13 protein-coding genes are annotated in these 15,299 nt (G+C 66.3%); 10 read left to right on the top strand and 3 right to left on the bottom strand.

Annotated features, from left to right (window positions below; all coding sequences use genetic code 11):
- Positions 1-47: 47 nt before the first annotated feature.
- Both GH266_RS10560 and GH266_RS10555 read right to left on the bottom strand, forming a co-directional pair.
- A complete protein-coding gene (locus GH266_RS10560) occupies positions 48-818 on the bottom strand; it encodes a response regulator transcription factor (protein ID WP_158193872.1) in 771 nt (256 codons plus the stop codon).
- A complete protein-coding gene (locus tag GH266_RS10555) occupies positions 815-2,755 on the bottom strand; it encodes a PAS-domain containing protein (protein WP_158193871.1) in 1,941 nt (646 codons plus the stop codon). Before GH266_RS10555 ends, GH266_RS10560 begins: the two co-directional genes overlap by 4 nt.
- Before the next feature lie 264 nt (positions 2,756-3,019).
- Here GH266_RS10555 and GH266_RS10550 point away from each other — a divergent pair, with 264 nt between their 5' ends.
- The 8 genes from GH266_RS10550 (at position 3,020) to GH266_RS10515 (ending at position 12,234) form a co-directional block, all read left to right on the top strand.
- A complete protein-coding gene (locus GH266_RS10550; protein ID WP_158193870.1) occupies positions 3,020-5,008 on the top strand; it encodes an AMP-binding protein in 1,989 nt (662 codons plus the stop codon).
- Positions 5,005-5,826: an ABC transporter ATP-binding protein gene (locus tag GH266_RS10545; protein ID WP_120269661.1), complete on the top strand. Its 822-nt coding sequence runs from the start codon at positions 5,005-5,007 to the stop codon at positions 5,824-5,826. Before GH266_RS10550 ends, GH266_RS10545 begins: the two co-directional genes overlap by 4 nt.
- Positions 5,827-5,831: 5 nt before the next feature.
- The gene (locus tag GH266_RS10540; protein WP_158193869.1) at positions 5,832-6,785 is read left to right on the top strand and encodes a branched-chain amino acid ABC transporter permease; all 954 of its coding nucleotides are present in this window, start codon (positions 5,832-5,834) and stop codon (positions 6,783-6,785) included.
- Positions 6,786-6,795: 10 nt separating this feature from the next.
- Positions 6,796-7,872, top strand: coding sequence for a branched-chain amino acid ABC transporter permease (locus GH266_RS10535; protein WP_158193868.1), 1,077 nt, complete (start codon positions 6,796-6,798; stop codon positions 7,870-7,872).
- A 125-nt stretch (positions 7,873-7,997) separates the two neighbouring features.
- Positions 7,998-9,320: an ABC transporter substrate-binding protein gene (locus GH266_RS10530; protein ID WP_158193867.1), complete on the top strand. Its 1,323-nt coding sequence runs from the start codon at positions 7,998-8,000 to the stop codon at positions 9,318-9,320.
- A 121-nt stretch (positions 9,321-9,441) separates the two neighbouring features.
- Positions 9,442-10,278 carry an ABC transporter ATP-binding protein gene (locus tag GH266_RS10525; protein WP_158193866.1) on the top strand — a complete coding sequence of 279 codons (837 nt, stop codon included), beginning with the start codon at positions 9,442-9,444 and terminating at the stop codon, positions 10,276-10,278.
- A gap of 112 nt (positions 10,279-10,390) precedes the next feature.
- Entirely contained in the window at positions 10,391-11,632 is a 1,242-nt protein-coding gene (locus tag GH266_RS10520) for a phenylacetate--CoA ligase family protein (protein WP_158193865.1), read from the top strand.
- A 149-nt stretch (positions 11,633-11,781) separates the two neighbouring features.
- Complete coding sequence (locus tag GH266_RS10515; protein WP_158193864.1) at positions 11,782-12,234, top strand: response regulator; 453 nt, start codon at positions 11,782-11,784, stop codon at positions 12,232-12,234.
- A 31-nt stretch (positions 12,235-12,265) separates the two neighbouring features.
- On the opposite strand, the gene GH266_RS10510 is transcribed toward GH266_RS10515, so the two are convergent.
- Positions 12,266-12,769 carry a response regulator gene (locus tag GH266_RS10510; RefSeq protein WP_158193863.1) on the bottom strand — a complete coding sequence of 168 codons (504 nt, stop codon included), beginning with the start codon at positions 12,767-12,769 and terminating at the stop codon, positions 12,266-12,268.
- Positions 12,770-13,048: 279 nt separating this feature from the next.
- Between GH266_RS10510 and hemH the strand changes: the two genes are divergently transcribed.
- Positions 13,049-14,125, top strand: coding sequence for a ferrochelatase (gene hemH, locus GH266_RS10505; RefSeq protein ID WP_199270501.1), 1,077 nt, complete (start codon positions 13,049-13,051; stop codon positions 14,123-14,125).
- 168 nt (positions 14,126-14,293) lie between these two features.
- Entirely contained in the window at positions 14,294-15,298 is a 1,005-nt protein-coding gene (locus tag GH266_RS10500; RefSeq protein ID WP_158193862.1) for an SPFH domain-containing protein, read from the top strand.
- Position 15,299 lies beyond the last annotated feature (1 nt).

The following is a 15,299-nucleotide window of genomic DNA, read 5'->3' as shown; positions in this document are numbered from 1 at the left end:
CGCTGGGTCCCAGCCTTATCACTGTCACTGAGGAGTGTGACCCGTCCCTATCCGGAGACCCAGTCCACCTGTGCGGTCAGCATGTAGCCCGAACCGTAGACGGTGCGAATGAGGGTGGGCGTGTCGGGCCGGGTCAGCTTCTTGCGGATGCGCGAGATGCGCACGTCGATCGCCCGGTCGAGCGTGTCGTCGCGCCCGCCATGTTCCAGCAGGTAGTCGCGGCTGAGCACCCGGCGGGGGGCCTTCAGCAGCGCTGTCAGGATTGCCGCCTCGCCGGTGGACAGGAAGGTCTCCTCGCCGTCCGGATCAACGAGGCGGTGGCTTTGCGGCTCGAACCGCCAGTTCTCGAAACGCGCGAATTCCCGCGGCACCCGCTCGCCGCTCTCGCTGCTGCCCGCTGCCGTCGCCGGTGCGGCGCGGCGCAGCAAGGAGCGCACCCGCGCCACGATCTCGCGCGGGTCGAACGGTTTCACCACATAGTCGTCGGCGCCGAATTCCAGCCCCATGATCCTGTCGGAAGCATGGGCGCGGGCGGACAGCACGAGGATCGGCACGGGGCCCCGCGCCCGTACGCGGTTGATCATCTCCATCCCGTCCATGTCGGGCAGGCCGAGGTCGAGGATGATCGCGGCCGGCATGCGCTGGCCGATAGCGACCAGGGCCGTGTCGGCGGTCGCGAAGACCTCCGTGCGAAACCGATAGGTGGAGAGCGTGTCCGCAAGCAGGGCCCGGATCTCCGCCTCATCCTCGATGATGAAGACGAGCGGGTCCGTGCCGGCGGCAGCGTCTCTTCCCTGGATCGGGTCGGGGTGGTTCATGAAGCAAGTATCTCGTTCATGGTCCGGGCAAGCAGGCGGCTGGAAAAGGGTTTCGGCAGCACCGGGCAGTCCGGGGCCTGAGCCTCCCGCGTCGGGCCCTGACGGTAACCGGTCATCAGCGCGACCGGAAGACCCGGCCGCCGTTTTCTTAGCTCGGCAACAAGCGCGATGCCGTTGGTCTGGCCCGGCATGACGATGTCGCTGAGCACGGCCCGGATGTCCTCGACGTCGCGGACGAGGTCAAGCGCGTCGTCCGTGCTGCCGGTCACCAGCACCGAATAGCCGAGGGCGCAGAGCTGGTCGCGGACCACGTCGGCGACGTCGGTATCGTCATCGACCACCAGCACCAGTTCGCCGTTGCCGTTGGCGGCCGGTTCGCCCTCCGCGCTGTCCTGCGGGCCGGGCTCTGCATCGATCATCGGGAAGGCGAGGCGGATGACGGTGCCGGCGCCCGGGGTGCTGTCGATCAGGATGCCGCCGCCGCTGCGCCGCACGCAGCCATAGACGGTCGGCAGGCCGAGGCCGCTCCCCGTTCCGAAGGGCTTGGTCGAAAAGAACGGGTCGAAAGCCTGCCGGCGCACTTCCTCGCTCATCCCCTCGCCGTTGTCGCGCACTTCGAGCAGCGCATGCGGTCCGGGCGCGACGCCGAACCTGTCGGCCTCGGCCCGGGTGAGATCGGAGCAGGTGAGCGAGATCGCGATGGTGCCGCCGGAGGGCATGGCGTCGCGGGCATTGAGCACCAGGTTGACCAGCGCGTTCTCGAACTCGGCCGGATCGACGCGCACGATGGCATCGCAGGCGGCAAGGTCGAGCGCGAGCTCGACCGATTTCGGCAGGGAGCCGGCGAGTAGCCCTTCCACATTCGCGGTGAGCGGGGCAAGCCGCATGGGGCGCACGTCGGAGGCATCGCCCCGCGCGAAGGCGAGCAGGCGCCGGGTCAGGTCGGCGCCGCGCTGGGCGGCCTGGTGAATGGGATCGAGATGCGTGGCAAGGTCGGGCATTGCCGGAATGTCCACCTTGCGTCGCAGCGCCAGCACGTTGCCGATGATGATCGTCAGCAGGTTGTTGAAGTCGTGGGCGAGCCCGCCGGTCAACTGGCCGACCGCCTCCATGCGCTGGGCCTGGGCCAGGGCCGCCTCGCTGCGCTTCTGCTCGGTCGCATCCAGCGATAGCACGAAGCAGCCGAGCACGCGCCCGTCCAGCGTGCGGTCGGGGATGAGGGTGGAGCGCATATGCGCGATCACGCCGTTGGGGCGGGTGCGCGAATATTCGTAGGAGACCGCCTGGCCCTGGAACGCCTTTTCGATATGCGGCCCGAGCCGGGCATAGAGGTCGGGGCCGAGCACGTCGCCGACGTGACGGCCGGCGATGGATTCCACCGTCTGGTCGAACCACTTGGCATAGCGGCGGTTGGCGAAGCGGTAGATCGGGCCGGGGCTGATATAGGCGACGAGCGCGGGGATGTTCTCGGTGACCAGCCGCAGCCAATCCTCGCTCTGGCGCAGCTGGTGGGTCCGCTCGGCGACGGTGCGCTCCAGCGAGGCCTGGTGCTGCCGCTCGCGGGTGATGTCGGTATAGGTCGTGACGAAGCCGCCTTCGGGAAGCGGCGCGCCGGTCACCATCACCACCTGCCCGTCGGGGCGTACCCGCTCGAAGGTGTGCGGCTCGAACAGCTTCGCCCGCTCGACCCGGCGCGCGACGATGTCGCTGACATCGCCCGGACCGTATTCGCCGCGCGCCGCATTCACCTCCAGGAAGGCGGAGAGATGCGTGCCGCGCCGGGCGAGATGCCAGGGAAACTCGAGCATGGAGAACAGCTGCCGGTTCCATGCAACAAGGCGCAGGTCCGCGTCGAAGACGGAGAACCCCTGGTTGATGTGGTCGAGCGCCGCCTGCAACAGGTCGAGCCGCTCGCGATACAGGTCGCGGCGTGTCATGGGGCGAGTTTAGCCGGCCCTTCGCGGCTGTCGATATCGTCTCTCGTCGATAGTCGGCTCCCCGGTCTTTGAAACAATTCGTTGCAATTGGCACATACTGGCGCAACGCTGGGGCCCTAGCGTTGCCTTTAAGCGGAAATCCGCGTCAACCCGTGCCGAGTCTCCGACAAGAGAGAAGGGGTTGTCGCCGCAGGGGCCATTCGTGTCCCGGCAACGCTGAAACGAACGACCCCGAAAACGGGGCGTCCAGAGGGGAAGAAACGCATGGCAGGGTCGCCCGTCGTCGAGCGCCTCGACGAGGACACCTTTCCGAAGATTCTTCTGCGCAATGCCCGTGTCTTCGCCGACCGGCCGTCCATGCGCGAGAAGGATCTCGGAATCTGGCAGACTTGGACCTGGTCGCAGGTGCTGGAGGAAATCCGCTCCTTTTCGATCGGTCTTCAGGACGCCGGCTTCAAGCCCGGAGACAGGATCGCCATCATCGGCGCCAACCGTCCGCGGCTCTACTGGTCGATGGTCGCGGCGCAGTCGCTCGGCGGCGTGCCCGTCCCGCTCTATTCGGACTCGGTCGCCGAAGAGATGGCCTATGTCCTGGAGCATGCGGAGGTCCGCTTCGCCTGCGTCGAGGACCAGGAGCAGGTCGACAAGCTCCTGTCCATGTCGGAGCAGCTGCCCAAGCTCGAGCATATCGTCTACGACGATACGCGGGGCCTGCGCGACTACGACCACACCCGGCTTCATTCCTTCGAGCAGCTGCAGGTGAACGGCCGCGCCGCGCTCGCCGCCGACGGCGCCCGCGAAAAGGCCTGGCTCGAGGGCATCGCCGCGGCCAAGGGCGCCGACCTTGCGGTCATGCTCTACACGTCCGGCACCACCGGCCGGCCGAAGGGCGTGATGCTGTCCTTCGACAATCTCGTCATCTCGGCGCGCAACGGCAATGCCTTCGACAAGCTGAACGAGACCGAGGAGACCATCGCCTACCTGCCGATGGCCTGGATCGGCGACCACGTGTTCTCGCTGGCCCAGGCCTATCTGGCCGGATACTGCGTCAACTGCCCGGAAAACCTCGACACGGTCCTGTCCGACCGGCGCGAGATCGCCCCGACCTACTTCTTCGCTCCGCCGCGCGTCTTCGAGGGCCTTTTGACCCTCATCATGGTCCGCATGGAGGATGCCGGGCGGCTCAAGAAGAAGATGTTCGACAGCTTCATGGCGTTGGCGCGCCGGGTCGGTGAGCCGATCCTCAACGGCGAGAAGGTGTCGCTGGTCGACCGGCTGCTCTACCAGCTCGGCGAATTCATGGTCTACGGCCCCTTGAAGAACCAGATGGGTTTCACCCGGCTGCGCGTTGGCTACACGGCCGGCGAGGCGATCGGCCCGGAGATCTTCCGCTTCTACCGCTCGCTCGGCCTCAACCTGAAGCAGCTCTACGGCCAGACCGAGGCCAGCGTCTACATCACGATGCAGCCGGACGGCGAGATCTTCGGCGACACGGTCGGCATGCCGGCGCCGGACGTCGAGATCAAGATCGCCGAGAACGGCGAGGTGCTCTATCGCTCGCCGGGCGTCTTCGTCGGCTATTACAAGAACGACGAGGCGACCCGCACCACCAAGACCGAGGATGGCTGGGTGCTGACGGGCGACGCGGGCTTCATCGCCGACAACGGCCATCTCAAGATCATCGACCGTGCCAAGGACGTCGGCAAGCTCACCGATGGCTCGCTGTTCGCGCCGAAATACATCGAGAACAAGCTGAAGTTCTATCCCAACGTGAAAGAGGTCGTGGCCTTCGGCGACGGGCGCGACTTCTGCGGCGTCTTCGTCAATATCGACCTGACCTCCGTCGGGTCCTGGGCCGAGCGCAACAACGTCAACTACGCCTCCTACCAGGAACTGGCAGCGCATCCGCAGGTCTACGAGATGATCCGCAGCCATGTCGACGAGGTGAACCGCGACCTGGCCAACGAGCCGATGATGGCGGGGGCGCAGATCAAGCGCTTCCTGGTGCTGCACAAGGAGCTGGACGCCGACGACGGCGAGCTGACGCGCACGCAGAAGGTCCGGCGCTCCTTCATCGCCGACCGTTACGCCCCGCTGATCGAGGCGCTCTACGACGGTTCCACCAACAAGCATGTGCGCACCGAGGTCACCTTCGAGGACGGCCGCAAGGGCGCGATCGAGGCGACCGTCGAGATCCGCGACATGCAGACCTATCCGGCCGCAGGCAGCGGCCTCAGGGAGGCGGCAGAATGAACGCCTTTGTCGATCCCGCCGGCATGGCCGGACATTCCGGCCTGACCAAGGGCGAAGTCCTTCTGCGCGTCGACAACGTCTCGTTGTCCTTCGGCGGCGTGAAGGCGATCACCAACATCTCCTTCGACATCCTCAAGGGCGAGGTGAGGGCGATCATCGGGCCGAACGGCGCCGGCAAGACGTCGATGCTCAACGTCATCAACGGCTTCTACCATCCCCAGGAGGGGACGATCACCTGGCGCGGCCAGGTCCGGCGGAAGATGAAGCCCTATGAGGCGGCGAGCCACGGCATCGCCCGCACGTTCCAGAACGTGGCGCTGTTCAAGGGCATGACCACGCTCGACAACATCATGACCGGCCGCGGCCTGAAGATGAACAAGAACTTCTTCTGGCAGTGCCTGCACTGGGGGCCGGCGCTGAACGAGGAGATCGAGCATCGCCGCAAGGTCGAGGAAATCATCGACTTCCTCGAGATCCAGGCGATCCGCAAGACGCCGGTCGGCCGCCTTCCCTACGGCCTGCAGAAGCGGGTGGAGCTGGCCCGGGCCCTTGCCATGGAGCCGGAGCTCCTGCTGCTCGACGAGCCGATGGCGGGCATGAACCTGGAGGAGAAGGAGGACATGAGCCGCTTCATCCTCGACGTGAATCAGCAGTTCGGCACGACGATTGCGCTGATCGAGCACGACATGGGCGTGGTCATGGACCTGTCCGACCGCGTCGTCGTGCTCGACTACGGTCGCAAGATCGCCGACGGGCCTCCTGAGGAGGTGCAGTCGAACCAGGATGTGATCGACGCGTATCTCGGGGTCCCGCACTAATGGACATGCTCTACAACATCCTCATCGACCCCTTCGTGCAGATGGTCGACGCACCGGACTTCCTGATCCAGGTGGTCTGGGAAGGTTTCGTCGCCGGCGTGCTCTACGCCCTGATCGCGCTCGGTTTCGTGCTGATCTACAAGGCGTCGGGTGTCTTCAACTTCGCGCAAGGCATCATGGTCGTGTTCGCCGGCCTGTCGCTGGTCGGCCTGCACGAGAAGGGGGTGCCGGCCTGGCTCGCCCTGATCCTGGCAATCGGCATCATGGCGATCCTCGCCGTGTGCATCGAGAAATTCGTCATGCGGCCGCTGGTCGGCCAGCCGGACATCATCCTGCTGATGGCGACCATCGGCATGACCTATTTCCTGATCGGCTTCGGCGAGGTGATCTTCGGCGGCGAGCCGAAGCAGATGATCACCTCCGAACTCGGACTGCCCACGGGATCGACGGCTTTCGAGATGGGCGAGCGCGGGCTCGTGATATTGCAGCATATCGACATCGCGGCGGCGGTCATCGCGCTGCTGATGGTCGGCGGCCTTGCAGTGTTCTTCAACCGCACCCGCATCGGCCGCGCCCTGCGCGCGGTCGCCGACGACCACACGGCGGCCCTGTCGGTGGGCATCTCGCTCAACCAGATCTGGGCGATCGTCTGGTTCGCCGCCGGCATCGTCGCGCTGGCCACCGGCATCATGTGGGGTGCGCGCTCGGACGTGTCCTTCGCGCTGGAGATCGTGGCGCTGAAGGCGCTGCCGGTGCTGATCCTCGGCGGCTTCACCTCCATCCCGGGCGCCATCATCGGCGGGCTGATCATCGGTATCGGCGAGAAGGTCGGCGAGATCTACTGGGGCGGCCTCGTGGGAGGCGGTATCGAAAGCTGGCTTGCCTATGTCATCGCGCTGATCTTCCTGCTGTTCCGTCCGCAGGGCCTGTTCGGCGAAAAGATCATCGAGCGGATTTGAGGAGCCAGCCATGTTCTATCGTGAAGCCGGCCAGTACAAGACGACCTATGCCGCCGACCAGCAGATCTTCCCGATCCGCCAGGACCGTATCGGCATTGCCGTCATTATCGTGGTCGCCCTCCTGTTGCCGCTGGTGGCGAGCGAATTCACGCTCTCGGCCGTCGCCATTCCGTTCCTGGTCCTGGCGCTCGCCACGATCGGCCTCAACATCCTGACGGGCTATGCCGGCCAGCTGTCGCTGGGCACCGGCGCCTTCATGGGGGTGGGCGCCTACAGCTGCTACAAGCTGGTGACGATCTTCCCGGAGGTGAACGTCATCGTCCACATCCTGCTGTCGGGCGTCTTCGCCGCGGCCGCGGGCGTGGTCTTCGGCCTGCCGTCGCTGCGCATCAAGGGCCTGTACCTTGCCGTGACGACGCTCGCCGCGCAGTTCTTCCTCGAGTGGTGCTTCATCCGCATCCCGTGGCTGTACAACTACAATTCGTCCGGCGCGATCGAGGTGCCCGGGCGCGAGGTCTTCGGGACGCTGATCACCGGCCCGGCGGCCAGCGGCACGGCCCGCTACTACGTGGTCCTGGCCATCGTCGTGGTGATGACCCTGCTCATCAAGAACGTGATCCGTGGCCGCATCGGCCGGCAGTGGATGATGATCCGCGACATGGACATCGCTGCGGAGCTCATGGGCGTGCGCCCGCTCATCGCCAAGCTCTCGGCCTTCGCCGTGTCGTCCTATGTGTGCGGCGTCGCCGGCGCGATGTTCGTGTTCTTCTATCTCGGCGCCTCCGAGCCGGCGGTGTTCTCGATCACCCTGTCGTTCCAGGTGCTGTTCATGGCGATCATCGGCGGCCTCGGCTCGCTGGTGGGATCGTTCTTCGGCGCGGCGTTCATCTGGATCCTGCCGATCCTGCTGCGCGTCGGCCTGCCGGCTCTGGGCGTCGATGTCGCCGCAGAGACGGTTTTCCAGGTCGCGCAGATGGTCATCGGCGCGCTCATCATCTTCTTCCTGATCGTCGAACCGCACGGGCTGGCCCGGCTGTGGGCGATCGGCAAGGAGAAGCTCAGGGTCTGGCCGTTCCCTTACGCGTGATCGGGGAGGATCCGCGCAGGAGGGGGCCACCCTCAAGCATGCCATCGGGGCGCGAGCCGGACCCGGTCCAAATGGCGAGGCTCCATTGGCAAGGCCCCACAAGGGGCACGAACGGGAGGAAAGACATGCGAATGAGAACTCTCCTGGCGGGATCGGTCCTGGTGGGCCTGGCGGCGTCCTTTGCCGCCCCGGCTCTCGCCGAGGACTCCGTCTACATCCAGCTGCCGACCTACCGGACCGGCCCCTATGCCGGCTCGGGCATCCACATCGCCAACGGCATGTCCGACTACCTGGCGATGATCAACGAGCGCGACGGCGGCGTGAACGGCGTCAAGATCGCCTTCGACGAGTGCGAGACCGGCTACGACACGCAGAAGGGCGTGGAGTGCTACGAGCAGGCCAAGGCGAAGAACACGCTGGTGTTCAATCCGTGGTCGACGGGCATTACCCTGCAGGTGATCCCCAAGTCGTCGGTGGACAAGATCCCGGTCCTGTCGATGGCCTACGGCCTGTCGGCGGCGGCCGACGGCAACACCTTCCCCTGGGTGTTCAATCCGCCGGACACGTACTGGGACGGCCTGTCTGCGATCGTCAAGTATATCGGCGACCAGGAAGGGGGCATGGAAGGCCTCAAGGGCAAGAAGATCGGCTACATCTTCCTTGATGCCGGCTACGGCCGCGAGCCGATCCCGCTGCTGGAGAACCTTGCCCAGAAGTACGGCTTCGAGGTGCTGCAGTACCCGGTCCCGGGCAAGGAGATGCAGAACCAGTCCTCGCAGTGGCTGTCCATCCGCCGCGACCGTCCCGACTATGTCGTGATGTGGGGCTGGGGCGCCATGAACCCGACCGCCATCAAGGAAGCGGTGAAGAACCGCTTCGACATGTCGAAGTTCATCGGCGTGTGGTGGGCCGGCGGCGACGAGGACGCACGGGCCGGCGGCACGGGTGCGAAGGGCTACAAGTCCGTCAGCTTCAACAATGTCGGTGCCGACTATCCGGCGCTGCAGGACATCAAGAAGCTGGTCGTGGATACGGGCAAGTCGCATACCCCGGCAAGCACGGTGGGCGAGAACCTCTACAACCGCGGCGTCGTCAATGCGGTGTACATGGTCGAAGCGATCCGCATCGCCCAGGAAATGACCGGAAAGAAGGTGATCAACGCCGAGGACATGCGCGTCGGCCTGGAGAACCTGAAGATCGACGAGGCACGCCTGGAGGCCATCGGCCTGAAGGGCATGATCGCGCCGATCGAGATCACCTGCGCCAATCACTCCGGTCACCATCCGCTGTTCATCCAGGAATGGGATGGCGAGAAGTGGATCCCGGCGACCGACTGGTTCTCGCCGATGACCGAAGAGGTCACGCCGATCCTGATGCAGGCCTCGAAGGACTACGCGACGTCGAACGCCCCGTGGCCGACCCGCGCGGACGCCTGCCCGGCCAACTGAGCCAGGCAGCCTTCGAGAAAACTCCGGTCCGCGGCACGGCTGCGGACCGGCACCAGACCCGCCGGCCCGCGCCTCATCCGCCCGGGCCGGCCCGCCCAACGCCCAGCGCCGGAAGACTGACATGGACGCCAATGCACGGCAGACCGAGACGTCCGCTTCGACCATCCTCGCGGTGAACAACATCGAGGTGATCTACAACCACGTCATCCTGGTGCTGAAGGGCGTTTCGCTGACCGTGCCGGAAGGCGGCATCGTCGCCCTGCTGGGCGCCAACGGCGCCGGCAAGACCACGACGCTGAAGGCGGTGTCGAACCTTCTGCAGGCCGAGCGCGGCGACGTGACCAAGGGAAACATCGTCTTCAAGGGCGAGCAGGTGCAGTCGCTGTCGCCGAGCGACCTGGTGCGCCGCGGCTGCATCCAGGTCATGGAAGGCCGCCATTGCTTCGGCCACCTGACCATCGAGGAGAACCTTCTGACCGGCGCCTTCACCCGGCGCGACGGCGATGCAGCCGTCAAGGCCAGCCTCGAGAAGGTCTATGCCTATTTCCCGCGCCTGCGCGAGCGACGCGGCAGCCAGGCCGGCTATACTTCGGGCGGCGAGCAGCAGATGTGCGCCATCGGCCGCGCGTTGATGAGCAAGCCGAACATGATCCTGCTCGACGAGCCGTCGATGGGCCTTGCCCCGCAGTTGGTCGAGGAGATCTTCGAGATCGTAAAGGAGCTCAACGAGAAGGAGGGCGTGTCCTTCCTGCTTGCGGAGCAGAACACCAACGTCGCCCTGCGCTACGCCACCTACGGCTACATCATGGAGTCGGGACGCATCGTGCTGGACGGCGCCGCCAAGGCGCTGCGCGAGAACGAGGACGTCAAGGAATTCTACCTCGGCGTCGGCGGCGAGGGGCGCAAGTCGTTCCGGAATGTGAAGCACTACAAGCGCCGCAAGCGCTGGCTCGCCTGAGCCGGCACAGCGTCCAGCCACAGCAGCAGGCCGGCGCAGGGCAGGGAACCCGGCGGCGGAGACGCGGAAGGTCCATCCTTTCGCCCAGCCCAGAGTTCACGAGGAGCGCGTCATGAGCGCAGAGCATTTCGACACCCTGGAGACCCGCGAACCGGGCGAACGGGACGCCGACCTCTTCGCGCGGCTTCCCGGCCATGTGGCCGATGCGATGGCGAAGGCGCCCGGCTGGGCCCGCCACCTCGAGGGATGCGACCCGGCCTCGCTCGCCGACCGGGCAGCGCTCGCCCGCCTGCCGGTGCTGCGCAAGCCGGACCTGATGGCAGCGCAGGCGCAGACCCCGCCCTTCGGCGGCTTCGCGACGGCACCGCTGTCCGCCATGGGGCGGATCTTCATGTCGCCCGGCCCGATCTGGGAACCGCAGGGCGGCGAGGTCGATCCCTGGTCGGCTGCGCGCGCCTTCTTCGCCGCCGGCTTCCGCGCCGGCGACATCGTCCACAACGCGCTGTCCTATCACCTGACGCCGGGCGGCTTCATTCTCGATCACGGCGCGCGGGCGCTCGGCTGTGCGGTGTTTCCCGCCGGCGTCGGCAATACGGAGATGCAGGTCGAGGCGATCGCCACCCTGCGCCCGACCGGCTATGCCGGCACGCCCGACTACCTGAAGATCCTGCTCGACAAGGCGGCCGAGCTCGGCCGCGACGCCTCCTCGCTGCGGCGGGGGCTGGTCTCCGGCGGCGCGCTGTTCCCCAGCCTGCGGGCGGAGTATCGCGAGCGCGGCATCGAGGTGCTGCAGGCCTATGCGACCGCCGATGCCGGCGTCATCGCCTACGAGGCGGCGGCCGACCAGGGCATGATCGTCAACGAGGATGTCATCGTCGAGATCGTCCGACCGGGCTCCGGCGTGCCGGTGCCGGAGGGCGAGGTCGGCGAGGTCGTGGTCACCAACTTCAACCGCGCCTATCCGCTCATCCGCTTCGGCACGGGCGACCTGTCCGCCGTGCTGCCGGGGCGCTCGCCGTGCGGTCGCACCAACATGCGGCTCAAGGGCTGGATGGGCCGGGCCGACCAGCGCACCAAGATCAAGGGCATGTTCGTCGACCCCAAGCAGATTTCCGAACTGCTCGGCCGGCACCCGGAAATCACCCGTGCCCGGCTCATCGTCGAGCGCCAGGCGGAGCAGGATGTCATGCGCCTTGCCTATGAGGCCGAGGCCCATGGCGACGGGCTCGACCAGGCGATTTCCGCCACCTTGCGGGAGGTGACCAAGCTCTCCGGCCAGGTCGAGCGCGTGCTGCCCGGTGCCCTGCCGAACGACGGCAAGGTGATCGCCGACGAGCGCAACTACGAGGCCTGAAGGCCCTTCGGCGACCGCCTCTCCAGGTGGCGCCGTCGTCCTCGCCCCTTGCGCAGTTGCAACGCCCTGGCCTATGCAAGGGGACCCCGGTTGCACGGGACCCGATGGCGATGGCCGACGGACGGCCTCAGGTGCGGACGAGCGATACCATGCAGGATGAAGCGGAGAAGGCTGCCGACAGCGCTTTCGTGTTGCTGGTCGAGGACGATCCGGACGACGTGACCATCATCCGCCAGTCGCTGAGGGCCTCCAGCGTGCCGGTGCGTCTCGAAGTCGCCTCGGACGGTGCCGAGGCGCTCGACCATCTCAACCGGGCGGTCGCGGCCGGGTCTCCCGCGCCGGATCTCATTCTGCTCGATCTCAACCTGCCGGTGATGACGGGAACCGAGTTTCTGGCCAAGCTGCGCCAGCATGCCCGGCTCAGCGCGGTGCCGGTCTGCGTCTTCACCACCGCCGACGATCCGGTGACCATCCGCCGCGCCTACGCGGCAGGCGCCAATGCCGTCGTCACCAAGGCCGACAGCCTGGCCGGCATGAGCGAGGTGCTGCACACCATCGTCGAGTTCTGGTTCCGCGTCGCCGAGCGCTATCGCGGCGAGTGAACGGGCCTGACTTGGCTGGCCTAGCCCGGTTCTAGAGGAAGACGACTTCGTAGGCGTCGTCTTCCGGGGCAGGCCCCGGCTCGGGAACGGCAACGGGCTCGGGTTGCGCCGCCGGCCGGGCGCCGGATCTGGCGTCGGGCACCGCGCGGTCGATCGGCCGGGCGAGGGCGGCGTCGATATGCGACTTGAGGACCTGCAGCGAAAACGGCTTCACGACCACCGACTGGGCGCCGAGCGTTGCCGCCTTCTGCAGCAGCGCCAGGTCGACATGGGCGCTGATGATGATCGCCGGCGTCGCGGCGGTGACCGGATTGTCGTGCGCGCGCAGCCGTGCCAGGAACTCGGCGCCGTCCTGCCGCGGCATGCGCCAGTCGATCAGCATGGCATCGAAACGGTGCAGTTTCAGGAGTTTTTCGGCCTCCAGGCCATCGGAGGCTTCGGTGACGGCCTGGAAACCGAGATCCTTCAGCATGCCGCGCAACAGCCGGCGCGTGAATGCGCTGTCCTCGATGAGAAGGACCTTCTCGTTCTTCACGGCATCTCTTCCCGGTAGACGGCTTGCAGGCACCTCCCGCAACCGGGAGCCATGGCCGAGCCTTGGTAGTATCGACAATTTTGACGATCTGTTTTGAAAGGACCGTTAACGCGGACGTAGGGCTGGAGCGATTGTTTGCCTGCGTCAGCCTGTCGCGCTTGCGGATGAACCTTCCGGGCAGGGCCTGCGTACAAACAACTAGGATATAGACCATCCGGCTTCTGCGCCTTATGTGCCGCTCAGCCGGACCGGAATGTGATCGGGAACGAGATGGACAGCATGAGCGTGATGGACGACAGCGAGCGGGAAACGAGACGTCGCGAGATGGGCAAGGTGCAGCTGCCGGCCGGCCATCCCGGCGTCAAGGCGGGCAAGATCGGCGTTCTCGTCGTCAATCTCGGCACGCCCGACGGCACCGACTTCCGCTCCATGCGCCGCTATCTGAAGGAGTTCCTGACGGACAAGCGCGTGATCGAGTGGCCGAAGGCGCTGTGGTATCCGATCCTCTTCGGCATCGTCCTCAACACGCGGCCGAAGAAATCCGGCAAGGCCTACGACGAGATCTGGAACCGGGAGCTCGACGAATCGCCGCTGCGCACGATCACCCGCTCCCAGTCGGACAAGCTCGCCGCCGCCATGGCCGGCGTCGACGAGCGCATCGTGGTCGACTGGGCGATGCGCTACGGTCAGCCCTCGATCCCGGACAAGCTGGCGAAGCTGCGCGAAGAGGGCTGCGACCGCCTGCTGGTCTTCCCGCTCTATCCGCAATATTCGGCCTCGACCACGGCGACCGTGAACGACGTGGTGTTCCGCGAGCTTTTGAAGCTGCGCTGGCAGCCGGCGCTGCGGACCGTGCCGCCCTATCACGACGACCCGGTCTATATCGACGCGCTGGCCAGTTCGATCGAGAAGACGCTTGCCGGCCTCGATTTCGAGCCCGAGACGGTGATCGCCTCCTATCACGGCATCCCGCAGTCCTATTTCCGCAAGGGCGATCCCTATCATTGCCATTGCCACAAGACGACGCGGCTGCTGCGCGAGCGGCTCGGCTGGTCCGAGGACAAGCTGAAGATCACCTTCCAGTCGCGTTTCGGTCCCGAGGAGTGGCTGCAGCCCTACACGGACAAGACCGTGGAGGCGATGGCCAAGGCCGGCACCCGCAACATCGCGGTGATGAACCCGGGTTTCGTCGCCGATTGCCTGGAAACGCTGGAGGAAATCGCCGGCGAGGCCGGGGAGATCTTCCACGAGAATGGCGGCGACAATTTCGCGCATATCCCGTGCCTCAACGACAGCGACGACGGCATGAACGTGATCCGGACCCTGGTGCAGCGCGAGCTGTCCGGCTGGATCTGAGCCGTTCGACCCGCCGTTAGCAGCGGTCTTCTTCACCATCGCATGACGCTTGCGCTTGCAGATCGGGGCCCGCCGGGTACATGTAACGGCGGGCCGTCCGGCTGCGCGCGACCGGCCTGCAATCCGTTCCGCCGCACGGCAGTGCGGCCCTGGTGAAGGTGACGCAAGATGCTCGAAGGCCTTTTCGGTTTCGATATCCTCGTGCTGGTGCTGCTCGTCCTGCTGGTCCTTGTGGTCCTGGCAGGCGTCAAGACCGTGCCGCAGGGCTACAACTACACCGTCGAGCGCTTCGGCCGGTATCGCAAGACGCTGAACCCAGGCCTCAACATCATCGTTCCCTTCGTGGATCGCATCGGCCATCAGATCAACATGATGGAGCAGGTGCTCGACGTCCCGACGCAGGAAGTGATCACCCGCGACAATGCCACGGTGAGCGCCGACGGCGTCACCTTCTACCAGGTGCTGGACGCGGCGCGCGCGGCCTACGAGGTCTCGGGCCTGGAAAACGCGATCCTCAACCTGACCATGACCAATATCCGCTCGGTCATGGGCTCGATGGACCTGGACGAGCTGCTGTCCAACCGCGACGAGATCAACGCCCGCCTGCTGCGGGTGGTGGATGCGGCGGCCTCGCCCTGGGGCATCAAGATGACCCGCATCGAGATCAAGGACATCAACCCGCCGCGGGACCTCGTTGAGGCGATGGGCCGGCAGATGAAGGCGGAGCGCGAAAAGCGCGCCTCGATCCTGGAAGCGGAGGGCAAGCGGGCCTCGGAGATCCTGCAGGCGGAAGGCGAGAAGCAATCGCTGATCCTGGAGGCGGAAGGCCGGCGCGAGGCCGCGTTCCGCGACGCGGAGGCGCGGGAACGCTCCGCCGAGGCCGAGGCCAACGCGACCCGCATGGTCAGCGAGGCGATTGCCGCCGGCGACATGCAGGCGATCAACTATTTCGTCGCCAACAAATATGTGGAGGCGCTCGGCCAGTTCGCCCGTTCGCCCAACCAGAAGCTCCTGATCCTGCCGACCGAGACCACCGCCATCCTTGGCTCGCTCTCGGGCATCGCCGAGATCGCCAAGGAGGCCTTCGGCACCGACCGCTCGTCGTCGCGCACGCGCGGCAGCGTGCCCACGACCAGCGGGCCTTCGCGTGACGGCAGCGAGCCGCGGGGATGAG

Source organism: Stappia indica, from assembly GCF_009789575.1.
Taxonomy (GTDB): Bacteria; Pseudomonadota; Alphaproteobacteria; order Rhizobiales; family Stappiaceae; genus Stappia; species Stappia indica_A.
This window is presented reverse-complemented; position numbering and strand designations above follow the sequence as displayed.

Bases quoted from the DNA above. Each gene is read 5' to 3' on its own strand.
- GH266_RS10560 (WP_158193872.1), bottom strand. From the start codon at position 818: ATGAACCACCCCGACCCGATCCAGGGAAGAGACGCTGCCGCCGGCACG.
- GH266_RS10555 (WP_158193871.1), bottom strand. From the start codon at position 2,755: ATGACACGCCGCGACCTGTATCGCGAGCGGCTCGACCTGTTGCAGGCG.
- GH266_RS10550 (WP_158193870.1), top strand. From the start codon at position 3,020: ATGGCAGGGTCGCCCGTCGTCGAGCGCCTCGACGAGGACACCTTTCCG.
- GH266_RS10545 (WP_120269661.1), top strand. From the start codon at position 5,005: ATGAACGCCTTTGTCGATCCCGCCGGCATGGCCGGACATTCCGGCCTG.
- GH266_RS10540 (WP_158193869.1), top strand. From the start codon at position 5,832: ATGCTCTACAACATCCTCATCGACCCCTTCGTGCAGATGGTCGACGCA.
- GH266_RS10535 (WP_158193868.1), top strand. From the start codon at position 6,796: ATGTTCTATCGTGAAGCCGGCCAGTACAAGACGACCTATGCCGCCGAC.
- GH266_RS10530 (WP_158193867.1), top strand. From the start codon at position 7,998: ATGCGAATGAGAACTCTCCTGGCGGGATCGGTCCTGGTGGGCCTGGCG.
- GH266_RS10525 (WP_158193866.1), top strand. From the start codon at position 9,442: ATGGACGCCAATGCACGGCAGACCGAGACGTCCGCTTCGACCATCCTC.
- GH266_RS10520 (WP_158193865.1), top strand. From the start codon at position 10,391: ATGAGCGCAGAGCATTTCGACACCCTGGAGACCCGCGAACCGGGCGAA.
- GH266_RS10515 (WP_158193864.1), top strand. From the start codon at position 11,782: ATGCAGGATGAAGCGGAGAAGGCTGCCGACAGCGCTTTCGTGTTGCTG.
- hemH (WP_199270501.1), top strand. From the start codon at position 13,049: ATGAGCGTGATGGACGACAGCGAGCGGGAAACGAGACGTCGCGAGATG.
- GH266_RS10500 (WP_158193862.1), top strand. From the start codon at position 14,294: ATGCTCGAAGGCCTTTTCGGTTTCGATATCCTCGTGCTGGTGCTGCTC.